24 protein-coding genes are annotated in these 21,259 nt (G+C 64.1%); 15 read left to right on the top strand and 9 right to left on the bottom strand.

The features are described from left to right. Positions 1-51: 51 nt before the first annotated feature. The 6 genes from ureA (at position 52) to CRO75_RS26565 (ending at position 5,102) form a co-directional block, all read left to right on the top strand. On the top strand, positions 52-354 hold the full coding sequence (gene ureA / locus CRO75_RS26590; protein ID WP_007927275.1) for an urease subunit gamma: 303 nt from the start codon (positions 52-54) through the stop codon (positions 352-354). A gap of 8 nt (positions 355-362) precedes the next feature. Further along, positions 363-896: a GNAT family N-acetyltransferase gene (locus CRO75_RS26585; RefSeq protein ID WP_092419129.1), complete on the top strand. Its 534-nt coding sequence runs from the start codon at positions 363-365 to the stop codon at positions 894-896. A gap of 6 nt (positions 897-902) precedes the next feature. Then, the gene (locus CRO75_RS26580; RefSeq protein WP_097139269.1) at positions 903-1,436 is read left to right on the top strand and encodes a GNAT family N-acetyltransferase; all 534 of its coding nucleotides are present in this window, start codon (positions 903-905) and stop codon (positions 1,434-1,436) included. Then, complete coding sequence (locus CRO75_RS26575; RefSeq protein WP_009041950.1) at positions 1,433-1,741, top strand: urease subunit beta; 309 nt, start codon at positions 1,433-1,435, stop codon at positions 1,739-1,741. Before CRO75_RS26580 ends, CRO75_RS26575 begins: the two co-directional genes overlap by 4 nt. A 141-nt stretch (positions 1,742-1,882) precedes the next feature. Continuing rightward, on the top strand, positions 1,883-3,583 hold the full coding sequence (gene ureC, locus CRO75_RS26570) for an urease subunit alpha (RefSeq protein WP_097139267.1): 1,701 nt from the start codon (positions 1,883-1,885) through the stop codon (positions 3,581-3,583). Between the two features lie 382 nt (positions 3,584-3,965). Beyond that, on the top strand, positions 3,966-5,102 hold the full coding sequence (locus CRO75_RS26565) for a HAMP domain-containing sensor histidine kinase (protein WP_097139265.1): 1,137 nt from the start codon (positions 3,966-3,968) through the stop codon (positions 5,100-5,102). 172 nt (positions 5,103-5,274) lie between these two features. Here CRO75_RS26565 and CRO75_RS26560 read toward each other — a convergent pair whose 3' ends face one another. Beyond that, entirely contained in the window at positions 5,275-5,577 is a 303-nt protein-coding gene (locus tag CRO75_RS26560; RefSeq protein WP_009041947.1) for a chaperone modulator CbpM, read from the bottom strand. Between the two features lie 40 nt (positions 5,578-5,617). After that, positions 5,618-6,556 (bottom strand): DnaJ C-terminal domain-containing protein, encoded by a 939-nt coding sequence (locus CRO75_RS26555; protein WP_097139263.1) that lies wholly within the window; start codon positions 6,554-6,556, stop codon positions 5,618-5,620. A gap of 299 nt (positions 6,557-6,855) precedes the next feature. Here CRO75_RS26555 and CRO75_RS26550 point away from each other — a divergent pair, with 299 nt between their 5' ends. Further along, entirely contained in the window at positions 6,856-8,121 is a 1,266-nt protein-coding gene (locus CRO75_RS26550) for an Hsp70 family protein (RefSeq protein WP_062823812.1), read from the top strand. Positions 8,122-8,247: 126 nt separating this feature from the next. Here the strand turns inward: CRO75_RS26550 and CRO75_RS26545 are convergent, their stop codons facing one another. From CRO75_RS26545 to CRO75_RS26535, 3 genes are all read right to left on the bottom strand, one after another. Then, positions 8,248-9,258 carry a membrane protein gene (locus CRO75_RS26545; protein ID WP_009041944.1) on the bottom strand — a complete coding sequence of 337 codons (1,011 nt, stop codon included), beginning with the start codon at positions 9,256-9,258 and terminating at the stop codon, positions 8,248-8,250. Positions 9,259-9,421: 163 nt separating this feature from the next. Continuing rightward, a complete protein-coding gene (locus tag CRO75_RS26540; protein WP_097139261.1) occupies positions 9,422-9,712 on the bottom strand; it encodes a PsiF family protein in 291 nt (96 codons plus the stop codon). A 71-nt stretch (positions 9,713-9,783) separates the two neighbouring features. Further along, positions 9,784-10,572: a helix-turn-helix transcriptional regulator gene (locus CRO75_RS26535; protein WP_085533667.1), complete on the bottom strand. Its 789-nt coding sequence runs from the start codon at positions 10,570-10,572 to the stop codon at positions 9,784-9,786. Between the two features lie 97 nt (positions 10,573-10,669). On the opposite strand from CRO75_RS26535, the gene CRO75_RS26530 reads away from it, so the two are divergent. Continuing rightward, positions 10,670-11,557 (top strand): DMT family transporter, encoded by an 888-nt coding sequence (locus CRO75_RS26530; protein WP_097139259.1) that lies wholly within the window; start codon positions 10,670-10,672, stop codon positions 11,555-11,557. 79 nt (positions 11,558-11,636) lie between these two features. Here CRO75_RS26530 and CRO75_RS26525 read toward each other — a convergent pair whose 3' ends face one another. From CRO75_RS26525 to CRO75_RS26515, 3 genes are all read right to left on the bottom strand, one after another. Then, positions 11,637-12,527 (bottom strand): triacylglycerol lipase, encoded by an 891-nt coding sequence (locus CRO75_RS26525; protein WP_097139257.1) that lies wholly within the window; start codon positions 12,525-12,527, stop codon positions 11,637-11,639. 136 nt (positions 12,528-12,663) lie between these two features. Then, positions 12,664-12,969 carry a multidrug efflux SMR transporter gene (locus CRO75_RS26520; RefSeq protein ID WP_007932767.1) on the bottom strand — a complete coding sequence of 102 codons (306 nt, stop codon included), beginning with the start codon at positions 12,967-12,969 and terminating at the stop codon, positions 12,664-12,666. Between the two features lie 9 nt (positions 12,970-12,978). Continuing rightward, the gene (locus tag CRO75_RS26515) at positions 12,979-13,617 is read right to left on the bottom strand and encodes an NAD(P)H-dependent oxidoreductase (protein ID WP_038582498.1); all 639 of its coding nucleotides are present in this window, start codon (positions 13,615-13,617) and stop codon (positions 12,979-12,981) included. Positions 13,618-13,759: 142 nt separating this feature from the next. Here CRO75_RS26515 and CRO75_RS26510 point away from each other — a divergent pair, with 142 nt between their 5' ends. Beyond that, positions 13,760-14,671 carry a LysR substrate-binding domain-containing protein gene (locus CRO75_RS26510; RefSeq protein ID WP_097139255.1) on the top strand — a complete coding sequence of 304 codons (912 nt, stop codon included), beginning with the start codon at positions 13,760-13,762 and terminating at the stop codon, positions 14,669-14,671. Between the two features lie 131 nt (positions 14,672-14,802). On the opposite strand, the gene CRO75_RS26505 is transcribed toward CRO75_RS26510, so the two are convergent. Then, positions 14,803-16,878 (bottom strand): AsmA family protein, encoded by a 2,076-nt coding sequence (locus CRO75_RS26505; protein ID WP_097139252.1) that lies wholly within the window; start codon positions 16,876-16,878, stop codon positions 14,803-14,805. Positions 16,879-17,266: 388 nt separating this feature from the next. On the opposite strand from CRO75_RS26505, the gene CRO75_RS26500 reads away from it, so the two are divergent. From CRO75_RS26500 to CRO75_RS26475, 6 genes are all read left to right on the top strand, one after another. Then, entirely contained in the window at positions 17,267-17,605 is a 339-nt protein-coding gene (locus CRO75_RS26500) for a hypothetical protein (RefSeq protein WP_097139251.1), read from the top strand. A 238-nt stretch (positions 17,606-17,843) separates the two neighbouring features. After that, positions 17,844-18,476 carry a TetR family transcriptional regulator gene (locus CRO75_RS26495; protein WP_009041936.1) on the top strand — a complete coding sequence of 211 codons (633 nt, stop codon included), beginning with the start codon at positions 17,844-17,846 and terminating at the stop codon, positions 18,474-18,476. Between the two features lie 269 nt (positions 18,477-18,745). After that, positions 18,746-19,246 (top strand): urease accessory protein UreE, encoded by a 501-nt coding sequence (ureE, locus tag CRO75_RS26490; RefSeq protein WP_062823818.1) that lies wholly within the window; start codon positions 18,746-18,748, stop codon positions 19,244-19,246. Then, positions 19,243-19,917, top strand: coding sequence for an urease accessory protein UreF (locus CRO75_RS26485; protein WP_009041934.1), 675 nt, complete (start codon positions 19,243-19,245; stop codon positions 19,915-19,917). The genes ureE and CRO75_RS26485 overlap by 4 nt, the downstream gene beginning before the upstream one ends. Before the next feature lie 53 nt (positions 19,918-19,970). After that, a complete protein-coding gene (ureG, locus tag CRO75_RS26480) occupies positions 19,971-20,585 on the top strand; it encodes an urease accessory protein UreG (protein ID WP_009041933.1) in 615 nt (204 codons plus the stop codon). Between the two features lie 37 nt (positions 20,586-20,622). Further along, complete coding sequence (locus CRO75_RS26475; protein WP_053259447.1) at positions 20,623-21,195, top strand: HupE/UreJ family protein; 573 nt, start codon at positions 20,623-20,625, stop codon at positions 21,193-21,195. The last annotated feature ends 64 nt before the right edge of the window (positions 21,196-21,259 follow it).

Here is a 21,259-nt window from a genome sequence, read left to right as displayed (position 1 = left end):
GATGCATCGCGCCATGCCCTCTTTCAACTGCTCAACAACGGATTTTGAACGATGGACCTGACCCCACGCGAAAAAGACAAACTGCTGATCTTCACCGCCGGCCTGGTGGCCGAACGGCGCCTGGCCCGTGGCGTGAAGCTCAATTACCCGGAAGCCATGGCCTACATTTCCGCGGCGCTGCTCGAAGGCGCCCGCGACGGTCAGACCGTGGCCGAGCTGATGCACTACGGCACCACCCTGCTGACCCGCGAACAAGTAATGGAAGGCATCCCGGAGATGATTCCGGAAATCCAGGTGGAAGCGACTTTCCCCGACGGCACCAAGCTGGTCACCGTCCACCAACCGATCGCCTGAGGCCGCCCATGACGTATTCCATCCGCGATGCGGTGCATGCCGACCTGCCGGCGATCCGCGATATCTATAACGACGCCGTACTCAACACCACGGCGATATGGAACGAACAGGCCGTGGACCTGGGCAATCGCCAGGCCTGGTTCAGCGCCCGCCAGGCCCAGGGTTATCCGATCCTGGTGGCGGTCGACGCCGACGAAAGCGTGCTCGGTTATGCCTCGTTCGGCGACTGGCGGCCCTTCGACGGCTTCCGCCATACCGTCGAGCACTCGGTCTATGTGCGCAACGACCAGCGCGGCAACGGCCTCGGCCCGCGCCTGATGCAAGCGCTGATCGAACGCGCCAAAACCTGCGACAAGCACGTGATGGTCGCGGCCATCGAAAGCGGCAATGCCGCCTCGATCCGCCTGCACGAACGCCTCGGCTTCGTCACCACCGGACAGATGCCGCAAGTGGGCACCAAGTTCGGGCGCTGGCTGGACCTGACGTTCATGCAACTGACCCTCGATCCGGGGGCGCCACCGCCCACCATCCACAAGGAGTGATACCCAATGAACGCCGCCCAACTGCGTCGAGTCCATGCGGAGAGCTTTGCCCACTATCGCCAGGGGTTGATTGATCTGTTGTTCGACGCCGTGGGCCACGGCGCCTCGGTCGGTTTCATGGCCGACCTCGACGAGGAACAGGCCCGCGCCTACGTCAGCAGCGTCCAGGCCAGCGTGGCCGACGGCAGCCTGTTGCTGTGGGTGGTGGTGCAGGACGAGCGGGTCCTGGCCAGCGTGCAACTGGCGCTGTGCCAGAAGCCCAACGGCCTCAATCGCGCCGAAGTGCAGAAGCTCCAGGTGCGCCACGACGCCCGCCGCCGTGGCATGGGCCAGCAGTTGATGCACGCCGTGGAACAGGCGGCGCGCCAGCACAAGCGCGGCCTGCTGTACCTGGACACCCAGGCCGGCTCGGACGCCGAAGCCTTCTACAGCGCCCAGGGCTACACCCGCGTCGGCGAACTGCCGAACTACTGCCAAAGCCCGGACGGCACCTACAGCCCGACCGCCATTTACTTCAAGACTCTGGGGCAACCCGTATGATTCCAGGCCAATACCAGATTCAGCCCGGCGACATCGAACTCAACGCCGGCCGCCGCACCCTCAGCCTGAGCGTCGCCAACAGCGGCGACCGGCCGATCCAGGTGGGCTCGCACTATCACTTTTTCGAAACCAACGACGCCCTGACCTTCGACCGCGCCGCCAGCCGTGGCATGCGCCTGAACATCCCGGCCGGCACCGCCGTGCGCTTCGAGCCGGGGCAGACCCGCGAGGTGGAACTGGTGGACCTGGCCGGGCATCGCCGGGTGTTCGGGTTTGCCGGACGGGTCATGGGCGACCTGGACTGATGCAATCCCGGTAGCCGCTGCCGCAGGCTGCGATGGCTGCGCAGCGGCCCCAGCATTTCAAAACGAACGAAGGTCCTTCGGCCCTTAGCGCAGCCTTCGGCAGCGGCTACAGGTGCTCGACTCAATTCTTAGGAAGGTGCAATGAAGATTTCCCGCCAAGCCTACGCCGACATGTTCGGCCCCACCGTCGGTGACAAGGTGCGCCTGGCCGACACCGAGCTGTGGATCGAAGTCGAGAAGGACTTCACCACCTACGGCGAAGAAGTGAAGTTCGGCGGCGGCAAGGTGATCCGTGACGGCATGGGCCAGGGTCAGCTGCTGGCGGCCGAGGTGGTCGACACCCTGATCACCAACGCGCTAATCATCGATCACTGGGGCATCGTCAAGGCCGACGTCGGCCTCAAGGACGGACGCATTGCCGCCATCGGCAAGGCCGGCAACCCGGACATCCAGCCCGACGTGACCATCGCCGTCGGCGCCAGCACCGAAGTCATCGCCGGCGAGGGCATGATCCTCACCGCCGGTGGCATCGACACCCATATCCACTTCATCTGCCCGCAGCAGATCGAAGAGGCGCTGATGAGCGGCGTCACCACCATGATCGGCGGCGGCACCGGGCCGGCTACCGGCACCAACGCCACCACCTGCACCTCGGGGCCCTGGCACATGGCGCGCATGCTCCAGGCGGCGGACGCGTTCCCGATGAACATCGGCTTCACCGGCAAGGGCAATGCCAGCCTGCCGGAACCCTTGATCGAGCAGGTCAAGGCCGGGGCCATCGGCCTCAAGCTCCACGAAGACTGGGGCACCACCCCGGCCAGCATCGACAACTGCCTGAGCGTCGCCGACCAGTACGACGTGCAGGTGGCGATCCACACCGACACCCTCAACGAATCGGGTTTCGTCGAAACCACCCTCGGCGCGTTCAAGGGCCGTACCATCCACACCTATCACACCGAAGGCGCCGGCGGCGGCCACGCCCCGGACATCATCAAGGCCTGCGGTTTGCCCAACGTGCTGCCGAGCTCGACCAACCCGACCCGGCCGTTCACCCGCAACACCATCGACGAACACCTGGACATGTTGATGGTCTGCCACCACCTCGACCCGAGCATCGCCGAGGACGTGGCCTTCGCCGAAAGCCGCATCCGCCGCGAGACCATCGCCGCCGAAGACATCCTCCACGACCTGGGCGCCTTCTCGATGATCAGCTCCGACAGCCAGGCCATGGGCCGGGTCGGCGAGGTCATCACCCGCACCTGGCAGACCGCCGACAAGATGCATCGCCAGCGCGGCCCGCTGCCGGGCGACGGCGCCGGCAACAGCAACTTCCGGGTCAAGCGCTACATCGCCAAATACACCATCAATCCGGCGATCACCCACGGCATCAGCCACGAAGTGGGCTCCATCGAAATCGGCAAATGGGCCGACCTGGTGCTCTGGCGGCCGGCGTTCTTCGGGGTCAAGCCGACGCTGATCCTCAAGGGCGGGGCCATCGCCGCCAGCCTGATGGGCGATGCCAACGCCTCGATCCCGACCCCGCAGCCGGTGCATTACCGGCCGATGTTCGCCAGCTACGGCGGCAGCCGGCACGCCACCAGCCTGACCTTTATCAGCCAGGCCGCGCTGGCGGCCGGGGTGCCGCAACAATTGGGGCTGAAAAAGCAGATCGCGGTGGTCAAGGGTTGCCGCGACGTGCAAAAGAGCGACCTGATCCACAACGACTACCTGCCGGATATCGAGGTCAACCCGCAGACCTATCAGGTCAATGCCGACGGCGTGCTGCTCTGGTGCGAACCGGCGGACGTGTTGCCGATGGCGCAGCGCTACTTCCTGTTCTAGGGGCTGTACGAAAAGTCGGCGAGCGAAGGTCAGGCAAGGCGCAACGACCAACGGGAGTAACAGCCAAGGGCTGGCCCGAAGGGTGAGCGCAGCGAATCAAAACAGGCGAGGAACGGCCGGGGTCGCGTTCGACTTTAGGGGCTCGAGCCTGTTTCTGCGTAACGCCGCAGGCGTCTAGCGCGCAGCATGGTCTGCGTAGCGCCGAAGGCGCCCAGCGCGCAGCCACTTTTCGTACAGAGCCTAGAAACCTGGATCCAACGGGCGCCCATCCGGGCCGCCCAACGGTCAGCAAAGCCGGACGTCTTGCTGTGTTGAACGGCTCAATCGCGGCTAGAATTCGACAGGCCGTCCTCACTTTTGCTGCCTGACAAGGTTCCCGGCCATGCGTCTACCCGACTTCATCGTGCAACACGTTGATCGAATCGTTGATGAGTGGGAGCAATTCGCCCGATCCATCGCCCCCGAAACCGACTCCCTGACCCGCCTGCAACTGCGTGACCACGCCAAGTCCATCCTGCTGGCCGCCGCTCGCGACATGCGCACCGCCCAGACCGCCAGCGAACAGACGGCCAAGGCCAGGGGCGAAGGCCCGGAGAACAGCCCAAGCCTCGACGAAGCCGCCGCCAGCCATGGCGAGTTGCGCCACAACGTGGGCTTCGACCTGGTGCAGATGACCTCGGAATTCCGCCACCTGCGCGCCTGCGTGATCCGTCTCTGGGTCTCCCGCCTGGAGTCGCCACAGCTGGTCTATTTCCAGGACATGATCCGTTTCAACGAAGCCATCGACGAAGCATTGGCCGAGTCCACCACGGCCTATGCCGAACAGGTCAACCGTTCGCGGGATATCTTCCTGGCGATTCTCGGCCACGACCTGCGTACCCCCTTGCAGGCGGTGAGCATGTCCACCGAGATGCTGGCGCGCAAAGTCGCGCTGGATGCCGATGCGCTGGCCTATGTGTCGCGGATCAAGAGTGGCGCCAGGCACATGGCGGCGATGGTCGGAGACCTGCTGGAGTTCGTCCGCAGCCGCCTGGGCAGCAGCCTGCCCATCGAACCGGCGCCCATGGACATGGCCAGTGCCATCAAGGCAGCCATGGACGAAGCCTGCGCCGGCCAGCCGGACTGCACGCCGGCGTTGAACTTCCATGGCGACAGCCACGGCATCTGGGATCGCGGGCGCATCGAGCAGATGCTGCAGAACCTGATCGGCAACGCCCTGCAGCACGGCAGCAATAACCACACCGTGACCATCACCCTCACGGGTGGCACCGAACAGGTGTTGCTGACCATCCACAACTACGGCCCGCCAATACCCAAGGTAGCCTTGAGTAGCCTCTTCGATCCGCTGGTGCGCAGCGCCAACGAAGAACTCGGCAGCCCCTCCACCAGCCTCGGCCTGGGCCTGTTCATCGTCAAGGAAGTGGTCACCGCCCACCAGGGCAGCATCGAGGTCAGCTCCAGCGAGGCCGATGGCACCACCTTCACCGTGACCCTGCCGCGGGTGTCCCACGCCAAATAGTCGTAGAGGCCGACATCCCTGTAGCCGCTGCCGAGCCTGCGAGGCTGCGCTCGACCGCGAAGCGGTCGTAAACCGGGCACGGCTTTCCTTCAGGTAAACCGCTAATGCAGGTTTTGCGAGGACTGCGTCCTCGAACGCAGCTCGCGAACTCGGCAACGGCTACAGACGCTCGTCAGTCGCTGAGCAGACGCCCCAGGCGCTGCTTGAGCATCTGGTTTTCCGTGCGCAACTCGCGGACTTCGTCGAGCAGTTCCAGCGCCAGGGCGACGCCTTCCCACTCCAGTTCCAGATCGCGCCGCAACTTGGCGGCGCGCTTGGCGACCGCCAGTTCGTAATCGGTGAAACGCCAGTCCCGTGGCGCCGAGCCATGGGGATCGAGGATCCCGTGCTCGACGATTTCCATCACATAGGCGGCCGGCAGATCGGCCACCTCGCAGAACTCTTCCATATCCAGCTGAACGATCAGGGTGCTCATGGTTAGCGACTCCTTGTTTCAGATCAGAATGGGTTGCAGATCAGAAATGCTCCCGCGGATTGAAGGCGGCCTTTTTCGCCAGCTCCTGCCACAGCGCCTTGACGTCGTCGCCGGAGGCCTTGGGCATCACGGCCTTGAGCTGCACGAACAGATAACCGCGATGCCCGGCCTTGTTCAGCAGGCCATGGCCCTTGGCGCGCAGGCGTTGGCCGTTCTGGCTGCCGGCCGGCACCTTGAGGTTGATCTTGCCAGTCAGGGTCGGCACCGCGACCTCGGTCCCCAGCGCCAGCTCCCAAGGGGCCAGCGGCAAGGTGATGATCAGGTTCTCGCCCTCGATATCGAACTTCGGATGGGGCGCGAAACGAATGGTCAGGTACAGGTCGCCATTGGCCCCGCCGCCGACACCCGGCGCGCCCTGGCCCTTGAGCCGGATACGCTCGCCGTCGGCGACGCCGGCCGGGATCTTCACGTTCAGGCTCTTGCTGGTGTTGCTGACGTGCTGGCCGGCAGCGTTGTACTGCGGCACCTTGAAGCTGACCTTCTTCGACTCGGCCGACAGGGTCTCTTCCAGGAAGATCGGTAATTCCATTTCCACGTCTTGCCCCCTGCGCCCGGCGCTGCGCGATTGTCCACCGCCGAAACCCGGCCCGCGGTTGCCGAAGATCGAACTGAAGAAGTCCGAAAAATCCCCGCCATCGCCGAAACCGCCGGCATCCGCGTGGCCCTTCCAGCCCGGTGGGCCCTGGAACGGCTGGCCGTGCTGGCCATAACGCCGCAGGTCGTCGTATTCGGCCCGCTTGTCCGCGCTTTTCAGCGCTTCGTAGGCTTCCGACGCGTCCTTGAACTTGGCTTCGGCGTCTTTTTCCTTGCTGACATCCGGGTGATATTTGCGCGCCAGCTTGCGATAGGCGGCCTTGATCGCCTTGTCGTCCGCCGTCGGCTCCACCCCGAGAATCTTGTAATAGTCTTTGAAGTCCATCTAAGGATCACCATCCGTTATCAATGTGGCGCGGCGGGATGTACAGCATGCACTCTTGAACAGCGTCAAGGCTGATCGATCTCAATACTGTGACTCACGCGGCGCAGCAGAAGTTTATCGGCAACTGGCGGCGGTTCTTGCGACCGCCCGATGGCTGCCCGGCCCATGCCTGCAAGTTTGGGGTGAAGAATAGTCTTTCAAGGCTTGCGGGTTACGATTTAGCGGATAGTCGGCCTTCGATTCTGCGAACGACTGGCATACACTGCGCGGCCGTTTTTTCCAACCGGAACTCGAAAGACATGAAAAACGCATCTGCGGCCCGTGCCTGCGGTATCGACTTCGGCACGTCCAACTCCACGGTCGGCTGGCTGCGCCCCGGCATGGAAACGCTGATTGCGCTGGAAGACGACAAGATCACCCTGCCGTCGGTGGTCTTCTTCAACATCGAAGAACGCCGTCCGGTGTATGGCCGCCTGGCACTGCACGAATACCTGGAAGGCTACGAAGGCCGGCTGATGCGCTCGCTGAAGAGCCTGCTGGGTTCCAAGCTGATCAAGCACGACACCAGCGTGCTGGGCACGGCGATGCCGTTCAAGGACCTGCTGGGCCTGTTCATCGGCCAGCTCAAGAGCCGCGCCGAAGCCGCCGCCGGTCGGGAGTTCGAGGAAGTGGTGCTGGGTCGTCCGGTGTTTTTCGTCGATGACGACGCCGCCGCCGACCAGGAGGCCCAGGACACCCTGGTGGAAGTGGCGCGCAAGCTGGGCTTCAAGGAAGTCTCCTTCCAGTACGAGCCGATCGCCGCGGCCTTCGACTACGAGTCGACCATCGAGCGCGAAGAGCTGGTGCTGATCGTCGACATCGGCGGTGGTACCTCCGACTTCTCCCTGGTGCGCCTGTCGCCCGAGCGCCGTGGCCTGGACAACCGCCACGAGGACATCCTCGCCACCGGTGGCGTACACATCGGCGGCACCGACTTCGACAAACAGTTGAGCCTGCAGGGCCTGATGCCGCTGTTCGGCTACGGCAGCCGGATGAAGAGCGGCGCCTACATGCCCACCAGCACCCACATGAACCTGGCGACCTGGCACACCATCAACTCGGTGTACTCACAGAAGTCCCAGCTGGCCCTGGGCAGCATGCGCTACGACATCGAAGACACCGGCGGCATCGACCGCCTGTTCAAGCTGATCGAGCAGCGCGCCGGGCACTGGCTGGCCATGGAGGTGGAAGAGAGCAAGATCCAGCTGACCCACGCCGACAACCGCGTGGTGCCCCTGGACCGTATCGAGGCCGGCCTGAGCGTGGACCTGAGCCGGGCGCTGTTCGAGTCGTCCATCGACAGCCTGCTGGAGCGCATCCGCGGCAGCGTCACGCAACTGCTGGGCGATGCCAATGTCGGCGTCGGCCAGGTCGATACGGTGTTCTTCACCGGCGGTTCCAGCGGCATCCCGGCCCTGCGCCAGAGCGTCGCGGACATGCTGCCCAACGCGCGCCACGTCGAAGGCAATATCTTCGGCAGCATCGGCAGCGGCCTGGCGATCGAAGCGAAGAAACGCTACGGCTAAAAAAGCATCGCCTGTAGCCGCTGCCGCAGGCTGCGATAAGGTCCGCAGGACCTTCTGCGATTTTGAGATCGCTACGGCCTTCGGCCGATCGCAGCCTGCGGCAGCGGCTACAGGGATAGCGTCAGGTCAAACCAATCCCGCCTGCTTCAATTCACTCTTCAGGTAGGCGTAGTAGATCGGCCCGGCCACCACCCCCGGCAGGCCGAACGCCGCCTCGAACACCAGCATCGCCAACAGCAATTCCCAGGACTTGGCACTGATCTGCCCGCCGACGATCCGCGCGTTGAGGAAGTATTCCAGCTTGTGGATAAAGATCAGGTAGCCCAGCGCCGCCGCGGCCACCCAGATCGACAGCGACATGCCGACAATGGTGATCAGGGTGTTGGAGATCAGGTTGCCGATCACCGGCAACAGCCCCAGCAGGAAGGTCAGCACGATCAGGGTCTTGGTCAGCGGCAGCTTGACCCCGAACATCGGCAGGATCAGCGCGAGGAAGATCCCGGTGAAGAAGGTGTTGAGCAGGGAAATCTTGATCTGCGCGAACACGATGTTGCGAAAGGCCTGGACCAACAGATGCAGGCGGTCGAACAGCGCGGCCGCCAGCGGCTTGCGCTTGGTCAGGTCGGGCACGCGCTGCAAGGCGATGATCGCCCCCAGCACCATGCCAATCAGCAAGGTCACGAACATGTGCGCCGCGTCCTTGCCCACCAGTTGCAGCTCGCTCAAGTGCTTGCTGGCCCAGGCGCCGATGGCCACCTGGAACTCCGCCGCGCTGGCCGGCAGATAGGAGTCGAGGAACGGCGGCAACTGGCCGCGCGCCTTGTCCACCACTGTCATGAATTTGTCCAGGGAAGCCCCCGGGTTCTCCGCTTCGTGCAGCAGGAAGCTGATGGCGCCGGCGAACAGCAGCGTCAGCACGCTGACCACCAGGGTGCCGAGCAGGGCCACCGCCAACCAGCGCGCCCGCCGACCTTCGATCAGCCGTTGCAGTTGCGGGGTGAGCATGTTGACCAGTTCGAACACCAGCAGGCCCGCCAGCAGGCTCGGTAATAGCCGCAACGGGATTACCAGCAACAGGCCGCCGAAGATAATCACCCAACTGAACAACAACAGATGACGCTGAGAAAACGTTGGCATACAGCCTCAAACAAACAGCGTGAAAGGATTGGCAGTCTGCCAGCGTTGCACTGACGATGCGAGGCCGACAGGCGCGGGTTTGCTGGCGATCAACGATACAGGGTGTGTCAGGCAAACCGCCGCGACCGGATCGTGAACAAGCTCGCGCCTGCGAAGGAGAAGGTTATTGCTTCTTCAGGCACGTGCTCATGAAGGCCTTGCGCTCATCGCCCTTGAGGGCTTTGGCAGTGGCGTCGGCGTTGCAGGTCTTCATCCGTTCCTGCGGGGTTGCCGCGGCAGCCGGGGTGGCTTTCAGGCAGGTGCTCATAAAGGCTTTGCGCTCATCGCCCTTGAGGGCTTTCGCGGTGGCGTCGGCGTTGCAAGTGGTCATCTTGTTCTGCTGGGCGGTGGCGGCAAATCCTTGGGAACAGAGCAACAGACCAACCATCAACAAAGGGATACGCAGCATCTTCATGGAGTTTTCTCCTTGTTACCGCACCGACGGGCGCGGCCTCCAGCGCAGTGTAGACAAACCCTGTTACAGGTTCACCTGTTCTGTAGGCTGGTGCGCCGGTACTGCTCGGGGGTGCAACCGGCCTGGCGCTGGAACATCGCGATAAATGCCGAGGCGCTGCTGTAGCCCATGTCGAACGCCACCTCCTGGACACTGCGCGCGCTGTCCAGCGCCTCGATGGACGCCAGGAAGCGCAGGCGCTGGCGCCACTCGCCGAAACTCATGCCCAGCTCGCGCACGAATTGCCGGGCCAGGGTGCGTTCGCTGACGTGGATCTGCCGCGCCCAATCGGCCAGCGCGCGGTTATCCCCCGGGGCGGCCTGCAACGCTTCCAGCACACCGAGCAAGGCCGGGCTGCTGGCATACGGCAGGTAACCGTCATGCACCGGCGCCTGTTGCAACTGGTCGAGCATCACCTGGGCCAGGCGGCTGTCCGCTTCCTGCTCGGGGATCTGCACATCGCGCGCGGCGAAGTCCTTGAGGATCGCCTTGAGGATATCGCTGATAGCCAGGGTACAGGCCTGCTGCGGCAGCGCCTGGCACAACTGCGGGGCCAGGCACACGGCGCGGTACACGATCGGCTGCGGGCTGTAGAAACTATGCTCGGTGCCCGGCGGAATCCAGATGGCGTACTGTGGCGGCGACATAAAGCGCTGGCCGGCGATTTCCATGTGCATCACGCCATGGGCCGAATATTCCAGGCAGCCCCAGGGGTGACGATGTTCCAGCGCATGGCTGTGGGCGTCGAAATCGGCATAGCGGAAGTACACCGGCGCCGGCAGACCGCTGAAGGGCAGCAGGTCGATGTGTTTTTTGCTCATGCTGTCCGGATTCAGGGGTGGGTTGTCTGGATCGAAGTATAGGCCTGGATCCAGACAGAGGGATAATCACCCTTCATCAACGTTCTGGTTTTTCCTCATGCAATACGCTTATCCGTTACTGGCCGTCTTTATCTGGGCCGGCAATACCGTTATCAACAAGCTGGCGGTCGGGGCGATCTTCCCCGCGGAGATCGGTTTCTATCGCTGGCTGCTGGCCGGCCTGTTGTTCACGCCGTTCATGCTCAAGGCAGTGGTCGCCCATTGGGCGGTGATCCGCCCGAACCTGGGCAAGATCTTCATCCTCGGCGTGCTGGGCATGGCGGTGTACCAGAGCCTGGCCTACTTCGCCGCGACCCTGACCTCGGCCACCAACATGGGCATCATCCTCTCGCTGATGCCGCTGATGTCGCTGGCCATGGCCATCGCCAGCCTCGGCCAGCGCCTGACGGCCGGCGCCCTGGCCGGTGCCGTGTTGTCGTTTGCCGGGGTGCTGGTGGTGGTGTCGTCCGGCAGCCTCGACGTGCTGCTGGAACAGGGGGTGAACCTGGGCGACGCGATGATGCTGATCGCCACCCTGGCCTACGCGGTCTACAGCACCCTGCTGAAAAAATGGCAGCTGCGCCTGCCGCCGCTGGTGCTGCTGTATCTGCAGGTGCTGGTGGCCGTGGTGGTGCTGTTCCCGCTGTTTTTGGCCTCGCCGAAAACCGGCCTGACCCTGCACAACATTCCCCTGGTGCTTTATGCCTGCCTGCTGGCCTCGATGCTCGCGCCGCTGGCCTGGATGCAGGCGGTGGTACGCCTGGGACCGAGCCGCACCACACTGTTCTTCAACCTGCTGCCGCTGATCACCGCGCTGATTGCCGCCGTGGTGCTGCATGAACAGCTGGCGCTGTATCACCTGGTGGGTGGGGTGCTGACCCTGGGCGGGGTGATCCTGTCGGAACGCTGGACCACCGCGCTAGGGCGCAAGGCCAGCGTCGCCTAACAGCTCGCCAGGGACCGCTCGATCCTGTAAGAGCGAACTTGCTCGCGATAAATCTCAAGACCGCCACATCCCTCTCTGGCTATACCCCCGCCGCCTTCAACCGCTGCGCATGCTCGACGAACAGCCGGATCGGCTCGGCGCCCTTGCCCACCAGCCCCAGCGACTGGTTGACAATATCGAAGTGGTCCAGGGGGTAATCGTCGCCAATCACCGTGCCCAGGTGCGAGCTGTAGCGGCCGACCATGCCATCGCATTGCCCGGCCTCGCGGACAAAGGTCCTGGCGAACAGCCGGCAGGTGCGGTTGGTGCCGTCGAACAGGTTGCGCCCGCGATTGGTCTTGCCCGGCTGCAAAGTGCCGGACCAGGAGTAGTAGCGCACCCCGTTGACCTCTTCCGGCCCCTGCCCGCCCCAGGTGTCCGGCAAGCCCTGGGGGTACTGGCGGTTGAACAGCGCCACGCCCTCGCTGGTCAGCGAGCGGTGCGAGGCATGGATATCCGCCGGCAGCTTCGGCCCGCGATAGCCGGTATCGAGCCAGCTCATCAGCACGGCAATCACCCGCAGGATAAAACTCAGCACGCGCCCGCGCAGGGTGTCGATGGAATGGTGGCGTTCGATGTAGTCGGCCAGCTCCGAGCCATGATTGGGCCCGGCCACCGAAGTCACCGAGGCCACCCAGTCCGGGCGTTTGGCCGCGGCATAGCGGGCGGTGAGCGCCCCCTGGCTGTGGCCGATCAGGTTGACCTTGTCGGCGCCGGTTTCGCGGCGGATCTCCTCGACCCGCGCCAGCAACTGCTCGCCGCGCACCTCCGTGGAGTGCAGCGGCGAGACCTGCACGGCAATCACCGTGGCCCCGCCGCGGCGCAACGCCGACTCGATGCCGAACCAGTAGGAGTACAGCACCAGCCGGATAAACCCCAGCATGCCGGGGACCAGGACCAGCGGGTAACGCGTGGCAAGCTCTTGGGACATGGGAACATCCTTGTGATCGGACTTGTATCAGGGACCGCGGCGCCCGAGGCTGGATGCAGACAGCAGCCAAGAGCATCGACAGCCAAGATGACAGCTTCACGACCACTGTATGACATTCCCCCGGGCTCCATCCCTTCTACTTAAGCCCCACCACCCCGGCCACGATCAGCCCCACCGACAGCAGCTTGACCAGCGTCAGGCTCTCCCCCAGCAAGGCGAAACCGAGGAACACCGTGCCCAGGGAGCCGATGGCGGTCCAGATCGGGTAGGCGATGCTCACCGGCAGTTCACGCATCGCCAGGGTCAAGAAGTAGATGCCGCCCAGCGCGGCCACCACCGTCAGCAGCGACGGCCATAGCCGGGTGAACCCCTCGGCGTACTTCATGCCCATGGCGAAGGTGACTTCGAAGGCGGCGGCGATCAGCAAGAACAGCCAGGCCATGTCGCCTCCTCAGAAGGTCCGCGCCAGTGCCAGCAGGCGTTGCTCGGCTTCGGTGCAGGACACCTGGAACGTGCGCTCCGCCGACTCCTCGCCTTCGGCCGCGACCACCGTGACGTCCTCGATCCCGATAAAGCCCAGTGCGGTGCGCAACCACGGATCGGCGTGGTTCATGGCTTCCAGCTCGCCACCCGGGCCGAAGCCGAAGCCGCCGCGACTGGTGACGATCAGCGCTTTCTTGCCCCGCACCAGCGGCTCGTATTGGGCGATGCCATTGTCCTGCACGGTATTGAAGGTCAGGCCCAGGCGCACGATCTGGTCGACCCAGGCCTTGAGGCCGCTGGGCACGCTGAAGTTGTACATCGGCGCCGAGATCACCAGCAGCTCATGTTCCAGCAGTTCCGTCACCAACTCGTCACTCAGGGCCAGGTCGGCCTGCATCGACAAGGGCCGTGCCTGGGGTTCGGGATAAAACGCCGCGGCGACGAAGGCCTCGCTGACGTGGGGCAGCGAAGCGCGGCCGACTTCCCGGCGGGTCAACTGGCCCTGGGGATGGGCCTCGAGCCAGGCCTGGAGAAAACGCTCCGTCAGCCGCCGCGAATGGGAGCGTTCGCCACGGGGGCTACCATGTACTGCTAGAATTCTGCTCATCTGTCATTCCTCATCCTGGATCATTCTGGAAGACCGTAAAAGCCTTCCTGGGCGAGGAATAAAGCTATTGATGCAGGCCCCCTGGAACAAATGAGCAATAGTTGATCAGGATGAATCCATTTCACCCATAAGGTGACCCAGTATGTTTGCCAACCTGCCGCTGACCGCCCTGCGCGCCTTCGAATCGGCGTCCCGGCTCCTGAGTTTCAAGGCCGCCGCCGAGGAACTGTCGGTTACACCCACGGCGATTTCCCACCAGATCCGCTCCCTGGAAAGCTGGCTGGGCGTGCCGCTGTTCCAGCGCCTGCCGCGCCAGGTGCGCCTGACCGAATGCGGCGAACGGCTGTTCCACAGCCTGCACGGCGCCTTGCTGGAAGTGGCGCAGAGCGTCGACAGCCTGCGTCCGCAACGCAGCGGCGCGAACCTGATGATCTCCACCACGCCGGCCTTCGCCGCGCTGTGGCTGGTGCCGCGCCTAGGGCGTTTTTATGCCCGGCATCCGAACATCAACCTGCGCCTGGACACCAACTGTGAGGTCATCGACCTGCAGCAGGATGCCAGCGTCGACCTGGTGATCCGCTACAGCCTGGACGACTACCCGAATCTCTATGGGCTGTGCCTGTTCGACGAGTGCTTCGCGGTCTACGGCTCGCCGGAGCAGGTGGTCCAGGCCCGCGAGCAAACGCCGACGCTGATCAGCGTGCGCTGGCACAACTCCAAGCTCTATGCCCATGGCTGGGAGGCCTGGTGCGACAAGGCGCAGGAAAGCTGGATGCAGGGCCGTCCGGTGATTCGTGAATACGACGAGGAACACTACGCCCTGCAGGCGGCCATTGCCGGCCAGGGCCTGGTGCTGGCCAGCAATATCCTGGTGTCGGAAAGCGTGGCCAGCGGCCTGCTGCTGCCGTATCGCCCGGAGATCCATGTCGACGGCGCGGGCTACAGCGCCTTGTGCGTGCCCGGGCGCGAACGGCATCCGCCGGTGCGGGTATTTTTCCAGTGGCTGCGCGAAGAGGCCCAGGCGGCCGGGCATCCCATGCTCGCCGCTGGCTAATGCCCCAGGGACCAGGCAGGAGCGAGCTTGCTCGCGAAAAGATCGCCAAGGATGACCAGTTTTGGCAGACAGGTCGCCGCTTCGCGGCTATCGCGAGCAAGCTCGCTCCTACAGGAAAATCCCGTTTGCTCTCAACGCGTCGGTTTGACCGCCACCGGCGCCTTGCCCGAACGCATCTGCTCGAGTAGCGGCGCGCACTGGTTCGGCTCGCCGCCGCTCGGCGCCACCAGCGCCAGCAATCCGGCCGCCGGCCCGGCGATCACCCCCAGCGCCACCATGCCGGCGCCGCGCAACATCAGCGGCACGGCCTCGACCCCAGCCTCCGGCTTGATGAACTTGCCTCGCACATAGAGCGGCGAGCGCAGGGAGAACAGGCGCAGGCCCTTGGATTCCGGAGTGATGGTCAGGTCCAGTTGCTCGCTGGCCATGTTCGCGGTGCCGTCGATGTAGACGATCGCGTTCTCGGTATCGAACACGAACAGGCGAGTGGTGGCCAGGCCGGTCTTGATGCCGAAGTCGGCGGCGGCGCAATTGATCTTCACTTCCTTGTCGCCAAACATCTTGCCGATCACATAGTTGCCGACGTTGAGCCCGGCGATCTCCATCAGGCTGCGGCTGATGGCGCCGTCGTTGATCAGCATCTTCAGCTCGCCGTTGGCGCTGCCGAGCAGGGCCGCCACCGAGTTGCCGCGCCCGGCGATATCGGCATCGCCATTGAGTTCGCCGAAGCTGGTTTTCATCGGCTCGAAGGTCGGGAACAGCTGCTTGAGCTTGAAGTTGCGCGCGGTCAGCTTGGCCCGGCCTTCCAGCGGCGTGGCCTGGCCGTTGAGGCGAATCTGCGCATCCAGCTTGCCGCCGGCCACGCCGAAACGCAGCGGCTCCAGGCTCAGGCGTCCGTCGTCGAGCACCAGGTGGGTGTACAGGTCGGTGAAGGGCAAATCGGCGCTGTGGACGATGCGCTTGCCGGTGAACTCGACATCGGCGTCCATGTCGCGCCAGCGCTCAGTGCGGAACTCTTCCACCGGCAGCACCTTGTCCGCCGGCTGCTTGCTGTCGCCGCCCCGGGCCTTCTGCTCGGCGTTGGAGTCGGCGCCGATCAGCGGCGCCAGGTCGCTGAACAGCAACTGATTGGACACCAGCCCGCCGGTCAGCTTGGGCCGGGGCTGGCTGGCGACGTAGGTCAGGTTGCCGTGGATGTCGCTGTCGCCGATCTTGCCGTTGAAATCCTGGTACTGGAACTTCGCCCCGGCCGGTTCGCGCAACTGCGCGCTCAGGTGGCCATCGGTGGCATAGGCCGGCGAGTCCGGCAGGGTCACGCCGGTCAGCGGATACAGGTTGCCCAGGCTGGTGCCGGCAAGCTTCATGCGCAGATCCAGCGCGCCGAGGTTGAGCGGGTCGGTCAGGGTGCCGGCCAGTTCGACGCGGGTATCGCCGATCGTTGCCTGGACTTGCAGCGGGAACGGCTTGCTCGCGTCCTGCAGCGCCAGCAAGCCGCCGATCTTGCCGGAGCCGGTGAGCGCCTGGCCGTGATATTGCCCCTTGGCCTTGAAGGCAAAGGCGTAGGACTGGGGAGCTGCGCCCTTCTCCTCGGCTTTCTTCGCCGCCTTGTCGCCGACGATATCGCTGAACGGAATCGGCTTGCCCAACGGGTCGATCAGCAGGTCGAGGCGGGTTTTCAGGCTTTGGTCATTGAGGATGACATGGCCTTTGTCGAAGCCGATGGCGCCGATGTCCACCACCCAGTTGGAGGGTTCGGCATTCGGGTCTTTCGGGTCGAACTGAAAGGTCCAGTTGGCGCGGCCGTCGGCCAGGCGTTCGAGAGCGGCGTTCGGCTCGGTGAGGTCGATACGCGGAATGCGCACGCGCTGCGCCAGCAATGCCAGGGGCGAAATGCGCAACTCGACGCGCTTGAGGCTGACCATCTGCGGCGCCTTGGACCAGTCGGGGTTGCCCAGGGTCAGGTCTTCGGCCACCACATGCGGCCATGGCACCCAGGCCCGCCAGCCGCCTTCGTCGGGCTCGCGCTGCCAGATCACCGCCAGGTTGCCGTTGATGGCGAAGGGGCGATGCAATTCTTCGGAGACTTTGGCATTGAGTGGCGGCTTGATCCGGTTCCAATCGAAGAACGCGATGATCAGTACCAGCACGGCCAGCAGCAGGAAAAGGCTACCGACTGTCCAGGCGAGAATTTTACGAGTGCGCATCATGCACAGGGCTCCTGACTACTGAAGGACGCCGGGATAACGACGCCCCTGTGAACGGCCGGGGTTGAAATCCACCGGTCATGAAAACTAGGACTGACAAACGGCCCGCAGGTTTAACCCAAAGCCGCGAATCAGACACAAAAGCGCGGACTTTCCTGACCGAAGCGCCAGCTTGGCGTTACCGCCGCCGCACTTCTGCGAGGCGCAGATGGGTCGAAAATACCCACCCCGGTGCAAAACCTTTCTTCGGAAACGCCCGTTCTAGAGCCCTCGGGCAGAACAATCAATTCTGTTGATTATTACCATTGTCTTTATGAACTTTTATATCGATTTTGCGCGCGTAACATTGGCTCCGTACCCACTTTATCGCCCTCCCAAGGAGCAACCCATCATGAAACGCCAATTACTGCTTAGCCTGACCCTCTCGATCCTGGCAGCCAATGCTTTCGCCCTGCCAGCCGCTGAACAGGCTACCCCACAAGTCAAGGCCAGCACCTCGGTATTCACCCAGACCCTGGCTTCCGACGGTGGCGACCGCACTCCACAAGGCCAGACCCTGGCTTCCGACGGTAGCGACCGCACCCCACAAGGCCAAACCCTGGCTTCCGATGGCGGCGACCGCACCCCACAAGGCCAGACCCTGGCTGAAGACGGCTTCGATCGCACTCCCCTGGGCCAGGCTGTAGCCGAAGGCGGCCGTGATCGCCTGGAAGAGAAAGGTCTGGTTTAAGACGGCAACGACCGTTTGGCCTAACGCAACCCAGCTGTGAGTCAAGCCTATGATGCCTCTACAGAAAAGCCCGGTCCCTGGATCGGGCTTTGTTTTTTCCTGAGCCGCGCCGTTTTTTTCTGCGTCCACCGCTCCGATCCAGGTCTCGCCTTCAGCCCACCGCCCCCACCAGGTTCGACGCCGGCAAAGTTGATTTGCTAGAGTGCGCCGCTCTCTTGATCAGAAAACCAGCCCGCCGATGCTGCCCCGCGCCGAACAGAAACAACAGACTCGCAACGCTCTGATGGACGCTGCCCGCCACCTGATGGAATGCGGCCGCGGATTCGGCAGCCTGAGCCTGCGCGAAGTGGCGAAAACCGCCGGCATAGTGCCGACCGGTTTCTACCGGCATTTCGACGATATGGACCAGCTTGGCCTGGTACTGGTCAGCGAAGTCGGCCAGACCTTCCGTGAAACCATCCGCCTGGTGCGCCATAACGAATTTGTCATGGGCGGCATTATCGATGCCTCGGTGCGGATCTTCCTCGATGTAGTGGCAGCCAACCGCTCGCAGTTCCTGTTCCTCGCCCGCGAGCAGTACGGCGGTTCGCTGCCGGTGCGCCAGGCGATCGCCAGCCTGCGGGAAAACATCAGCGCTGACCTGGCGGCCGACCTGACCCTGATGCCCAAGCTGCAACACCTGAACATCGCCGACCTGACGGTGATGGCCGACCTGATCGTCAAAAGTGTGTTCGCCACCTTGCCGGACATCATCGACCCGCCCGCGCAAGCCCTGCCCGAGCACCTTACGCCGCAGGCGAAAATCACCCAGCAGCTGCGCTTCATCTTTATCGGCCTCAAGCACTGGCAAGGGCTGGGCAGCACCGAATAACCCCCCGCCGCTGTGCTCAACCGCACAGCCTCCTCCACCGCCTCATCTGCCCGCCATGGCTTGCGCCAGAGCGGCGCTTCGCCGCGCATCAAAAAACAGCACAACGCACCAAGTCAGTGCTATAAATCAGCGCACACCCTGAATTTGTAACAAAATAAAACATAAGCCCGCCCCATTTTCAGGCGCTTTCCACCCGTTTCCGATCAGACCGGGCGATTGGCAAGGCACTTGCTCTACACCCTGCATCGCTCATAGCTGGAAGCCTTCCAATGCTGGTGATTCATCGCAGAATCGCGCCGCAACCCGACTGGTCCGCCGAGTTGCACCTGACCTTCGAAGCCCGCAGCAAAAGCCGTTTGCGCTGTTTTAGTGCCGACGGCGAGGACGTCGGGCTATTTCTGGAGCGTGGCCAGCCGCCGCTGCACGACGGCGAATGCCTGCAAGCCGAAGACGGCCGGATCGTGCGGGTCTGCGCGCGTCCGGAAACCCTGTTGCATGTCACCTGCCGCAATGCCTTCGAACTGACCCGCGCCGCCTACCACCTGGGCAACCGCCACGTCGCGCTGCAAGTCGGCGATGGCTGGCTGCGCCTGCTCGACGACTATGTGCTCAAGGCCATGCTCGAACAGCTCGGCGCCAATACCGAAACCATCGAGGCGCCGTTCCAGCCGGAACACGGCGCCTACGGCGGTGGCCATCATCATTCCCGCCACGGCGACGAGGACTTCAACTACGCGCCGCGGCTGCACCAGTTTGGCGTGCGCCCATGAACCCGGCCTGGGCCCTGCTGCGCTTGGCCAGCCCACAGCTGCCGATTGGCGGCTACAGCTATTCCCAGGGCCTGGAAATGGCCGTGGAACAGGCCACGGTCAACGATCCGCACAGCGCCCGACGCTGGATCGGCGACCAGTTGCTGCTCAACCTCGCGCGCTTCGAAGCACCGCTGTTGCTGGCCCATTGTCAGGCGGCCGCGGACGAGGACTGGGCGCAATTGCTGCAGCTGTGCCAGGAACATCGCGCCAGCCGCGAAACCCGCGAGCTGCATCAGGAAAGCCGGCAAATGGGCTATTCCCTGCAACAGCTGTTGAACGGCCTGCCGGAGCTGGATCCGCCGGCCCACGCCTTTCTCGCGCAGATCGCCGAGCCGCATCTGGCCCTGGGCTGGGCCCTGGCCGCGCGGGCCTGGCGGATCAGCCCGCAGGACGCCCTGGCCGCCTGGCTGTGGAGCTGGCTGGAAAACCAGCTGGCGGTGCTGATGAAAACCCTGCCCCTGGGCCAGCAGGCTGCTCAGCGCCTGACCAGCGAACTGTTGCCGCTGTTGCAAGAGGCCCAGCGCAATGCCTCGAACCTCGACCCCGAACATTACGGCAGCGCCGCCTTCGGCCTGTCCCTGGCGTGCATGGCCCATGAGCGCCAGTACAGCCGCCTGTTCCGTTCCTAGGTCCTTTTAGTTTGGCGCCTTTTACTTGGGTGCCTTTTATTGTGGAGAGTCACATGAACGCACAACCTCTGCGCGTCGGCATCGGCGGCCCGGTGGGCTCCGGCAAGACCGCCCTGACCCTGGCCCTGTGCCTGGCCCTGCGCGAACGCTACAACCTGGCGGTGGTGACCAACGATATCTACACCCGCGAAGACGCCGATTTCCTGGTGCGCAACCAGGCTCTGGCGCCCGAGCGCATCATCGGCGTGGAAACCGGCGGCTGCCCACACACAGCGATTCGCGAAGACGCCTCGATCAACCTCGAGGCGGTGGATCAGCTGAACCGGCGTTTTCCCGGCCTCGACCTGATTCTGGTGGAGTCCGGCGGCGACAACCTGTCGGCGACCTTCAGCCCCGAACTGTCCGACCTGACCATCTACGTGATCGACGTGTCGGCGGGCGACAAGCTGCCGCGCAAGGGTGGCCCGGGCATCTGCAAGTCCGACCTGCTGGTGATCAACAAGATCGACCTGGCGCCCCTGGTTGGCGCTTCGCTGGAGATGATGGACAGCGATACCCAGCGCATGCGCGGTGGCAAGCCATTCGTCTTCAGCAATCAGAAGACCGGCCAGGGCCTGGAGGAAATCATCGCCTTTATCGAACGCCAGGGACTGCTGATCGCGGCCTGATCGCTCTTTTCAAAAAGCTCAACAAGGAAGCCTGTCCATGACACTCAAACGCATTCTCGGCACCCTCGCCCTGCTGCTGACTCCAGCTTTGGCCTTCGCTCACCCGGGCCACGGCGACAACGGCCTGATGGCCGGCATCAGCCACCCGATCGGTGGCCTCGACCACTTGCTGGCGATGGTTGCGGTCGGCCTGTGGGCCGCGCAGCAGCAAGGCGCGGCGCGCTGGGCACTGCCCTGCACCTTCGTCGGCACCATGCTGATCGGCGGCGTGCTGGGTTTTGCAGGGCTGAACCTGCCGGCCCTGGAAAGCGGGATCGCCGCCTCGGTCCTGGCCCTCGGCCTGGCCGTGGCCCTGGCGGTGCGTCCGCCGTTGAGCCTGGCGGTGGCCGCCACCGCGCTGTTCGCCCTGTTCCACGGCGTGGCCCACGGCCTGGAACTGCCGGACATGTCCAGCCCCTGGACCTATGCCGCAGGCTTTGTCGCCGCCACCGCGGCACTGCACGCGGCCGGTTATGCCGTGGTCCGGCTCCTGCCACAGGCCGCTGCGCCGCTGGTGCGCCTGGCGGGCGCGGCATCCGCCGCGACTGGTGTGTGGTTGCTGGCCGGCTGATGCACGTCGTTTGAGGCTTTTTTTCGCGAGCAAGCTCGCTCCTGCAGGAACAACGCCGCCACTG

Source organism: Pseudomonas sp. LAMO17WK12:I10, assembly GCF_900215185.1.
Classification (GTDB): domain Bacteria; phylum Pseudomonadota; class Gammaproteobacteria; order Pseudomonadales; family Pseudomonadaceae; genus Aquipseudomonas; species Aquipseudomonas chlororaphis.
Note: the sequence above shows the minus strand (reverse complement) of the source record. Positions and strands in the feature narration are given on the sequence as shown.

Coding starts and splice junctions, on each gene's coding strand:
- CRO75_RS26495 (WP_009041936.1), top strand. CDS start 17,844: ATGCTGCCCCGCGCCGAACAGAAACAACAGACTCGCAACGCTCTGATG.
- CRO75_RS26510 (WP_097139255.1), top strand. CDS start 13,760: ATGTTTGCCAACCTGCCGCTGACCGCCCTGCGCGCCTTCGAATCGGCG.
- CRO75_RS26515 (WP_038582498.1), bottom strand. CDS start 13,617: ATGAGCAGAATTCTAGCAGTACATGGTAGCCCCCGTGGCGAACGCTCC.
- CRO75_RS26540 (WP_097139261.1), bottom strand. CDS start 9,712: ATGAAGATGCTGCGTATCCCTTTGTTGATGGTTGGTCTGTTGCTCTGT.
- CRO75_RS26535 (WP_085533667.1), bottom strand. CDS start 10,572: ATGAGCAAAAAACACATCGACCTGCTGCCCTTCAGCGGTCTGCCGGCG.
- CRO75_RS26475 (WP_053259447.1), top strand. CDS start 20,623: ATGACACTCAAACGCATTCTCGGCACCCTCGCCCTGCTGCTGACTCCA.
- CRO75_RS26500 (WP_097139251.1), top strand. CDS start 17,267: ATGAAACGCCAATTACTGCTTAGCCTGACCCTCTCGATCCTGGCAGCC.
- CRO75_RS26585 (WP_092419129.1), top strand. CDS start 363: ATGACGTATTCCATCCGCGATGCGGTGCATGCCGACCTGCCGGCGATC.
- CRO75_RS26525 (WP_097139257.1), bottom strand. CDS start 12,527: ATGTCCCAAGAGCTTGCCACGCGTTACCCGCTGGTCCTGGTCCCCGGC.
- CRO75_RS26555 (WP_097139263.1), bottom strand. CDS start 6,556: ATGGACTTCAAAGACTATTACAAGATTCTCGGGGTGGAGCCGACGGCG.
- ureG (WP_009041933.1), top strand. CDS start 19,971: ATGAACGCACAACCTCTGCGCGTCGGCATCGGCGGCCCGGTGGGCTCC.
- ureE (WP_062823818.1), top strand. CDS start 18,746: ATGCTGGTGATTCATCGCAGAATCGCGCCGCAACCCGACTGGTCCGCC.
- CRO75_RS26505 (WP_097139252.1), bottom strand. CDS start 16,878: ATGATGCGCACTCGTAAAATTCTCGCCTGGACAGTCGGTAGCCTTTTC.
- CRO75_RS26520 (WP_007932767.1), bottom strand. CDS start 12,969: ATGGCCTGGCTGTTCTTGCTGATCGCCGCCGCCTTCGAAGTCACCTTC.
- CRO75_RS26530 (WP_097139259.1), top strand. CDS start 10,670: ATGCAATACGCTTATCCGTTACTGGCCGTCTTTATCTGGGCCGGCAAT.
- ureC (WP_097139267.1), top strand. CDS start 1,883: ATGAAGATTTCCCGCCAAGCCTACGCCGACATGTTCGGCCCCACCGTC.
- CRO75_RS26575 (WP_009041950.1), top strand. CDS start 1,433: ATGATTCCAGGCCAATACCAGATTCAGCCCGGCGACATCGAACTCAAC.
- ureA (WP_007927275.1), top strand. CDS start 52: ATGGACCTGACCCCACGCGAAAAAGACAAACTGCTGATCTTCACCGCC.
- CRO75_RS26550 (WP_062823812.1), top strand. CDS start 6,856: ATGAAAAACGCATCTGCGGCCCGTGCCTGCGGTATCGACTTCGGCACG.
- CRO75_RS26545 (WP_009041944.1), bottom strand. CDS start 9,258: ATGCCAACGTTTTCTCAGCGTCATCTGTTGTTGTTCAGTTGGGTGATT.
- CRO75_RS26580 (WP_097139269.1), top strand. CDS start 903: ATGAACGCCGCCCAACTGCGTCGAGTCCATGCGGAGAGCTTTGCCCAC.
- CRO75_RS26565 (WP_097139265.1), top strand. CDS start 3,966: ATGCGTCTACCCGACTTCATCGTGCAACACGTTGATCGAATCGTTGAT.
- CRO75_RS26560 (WP_009041947.1), bottom strand. CDS start 5,577: ATGAGCACCCTGATCGTTCAGCTGGATATGGAAGAGTTCTGCGAGGTG.
- CRO75_RS26485 (WP_009041934.1), top strand. CDS start 19,243: ATGAACCCGGCCTGGGCCCTGCTGCGCTTGGCCAGCCCACAGCTGCCG.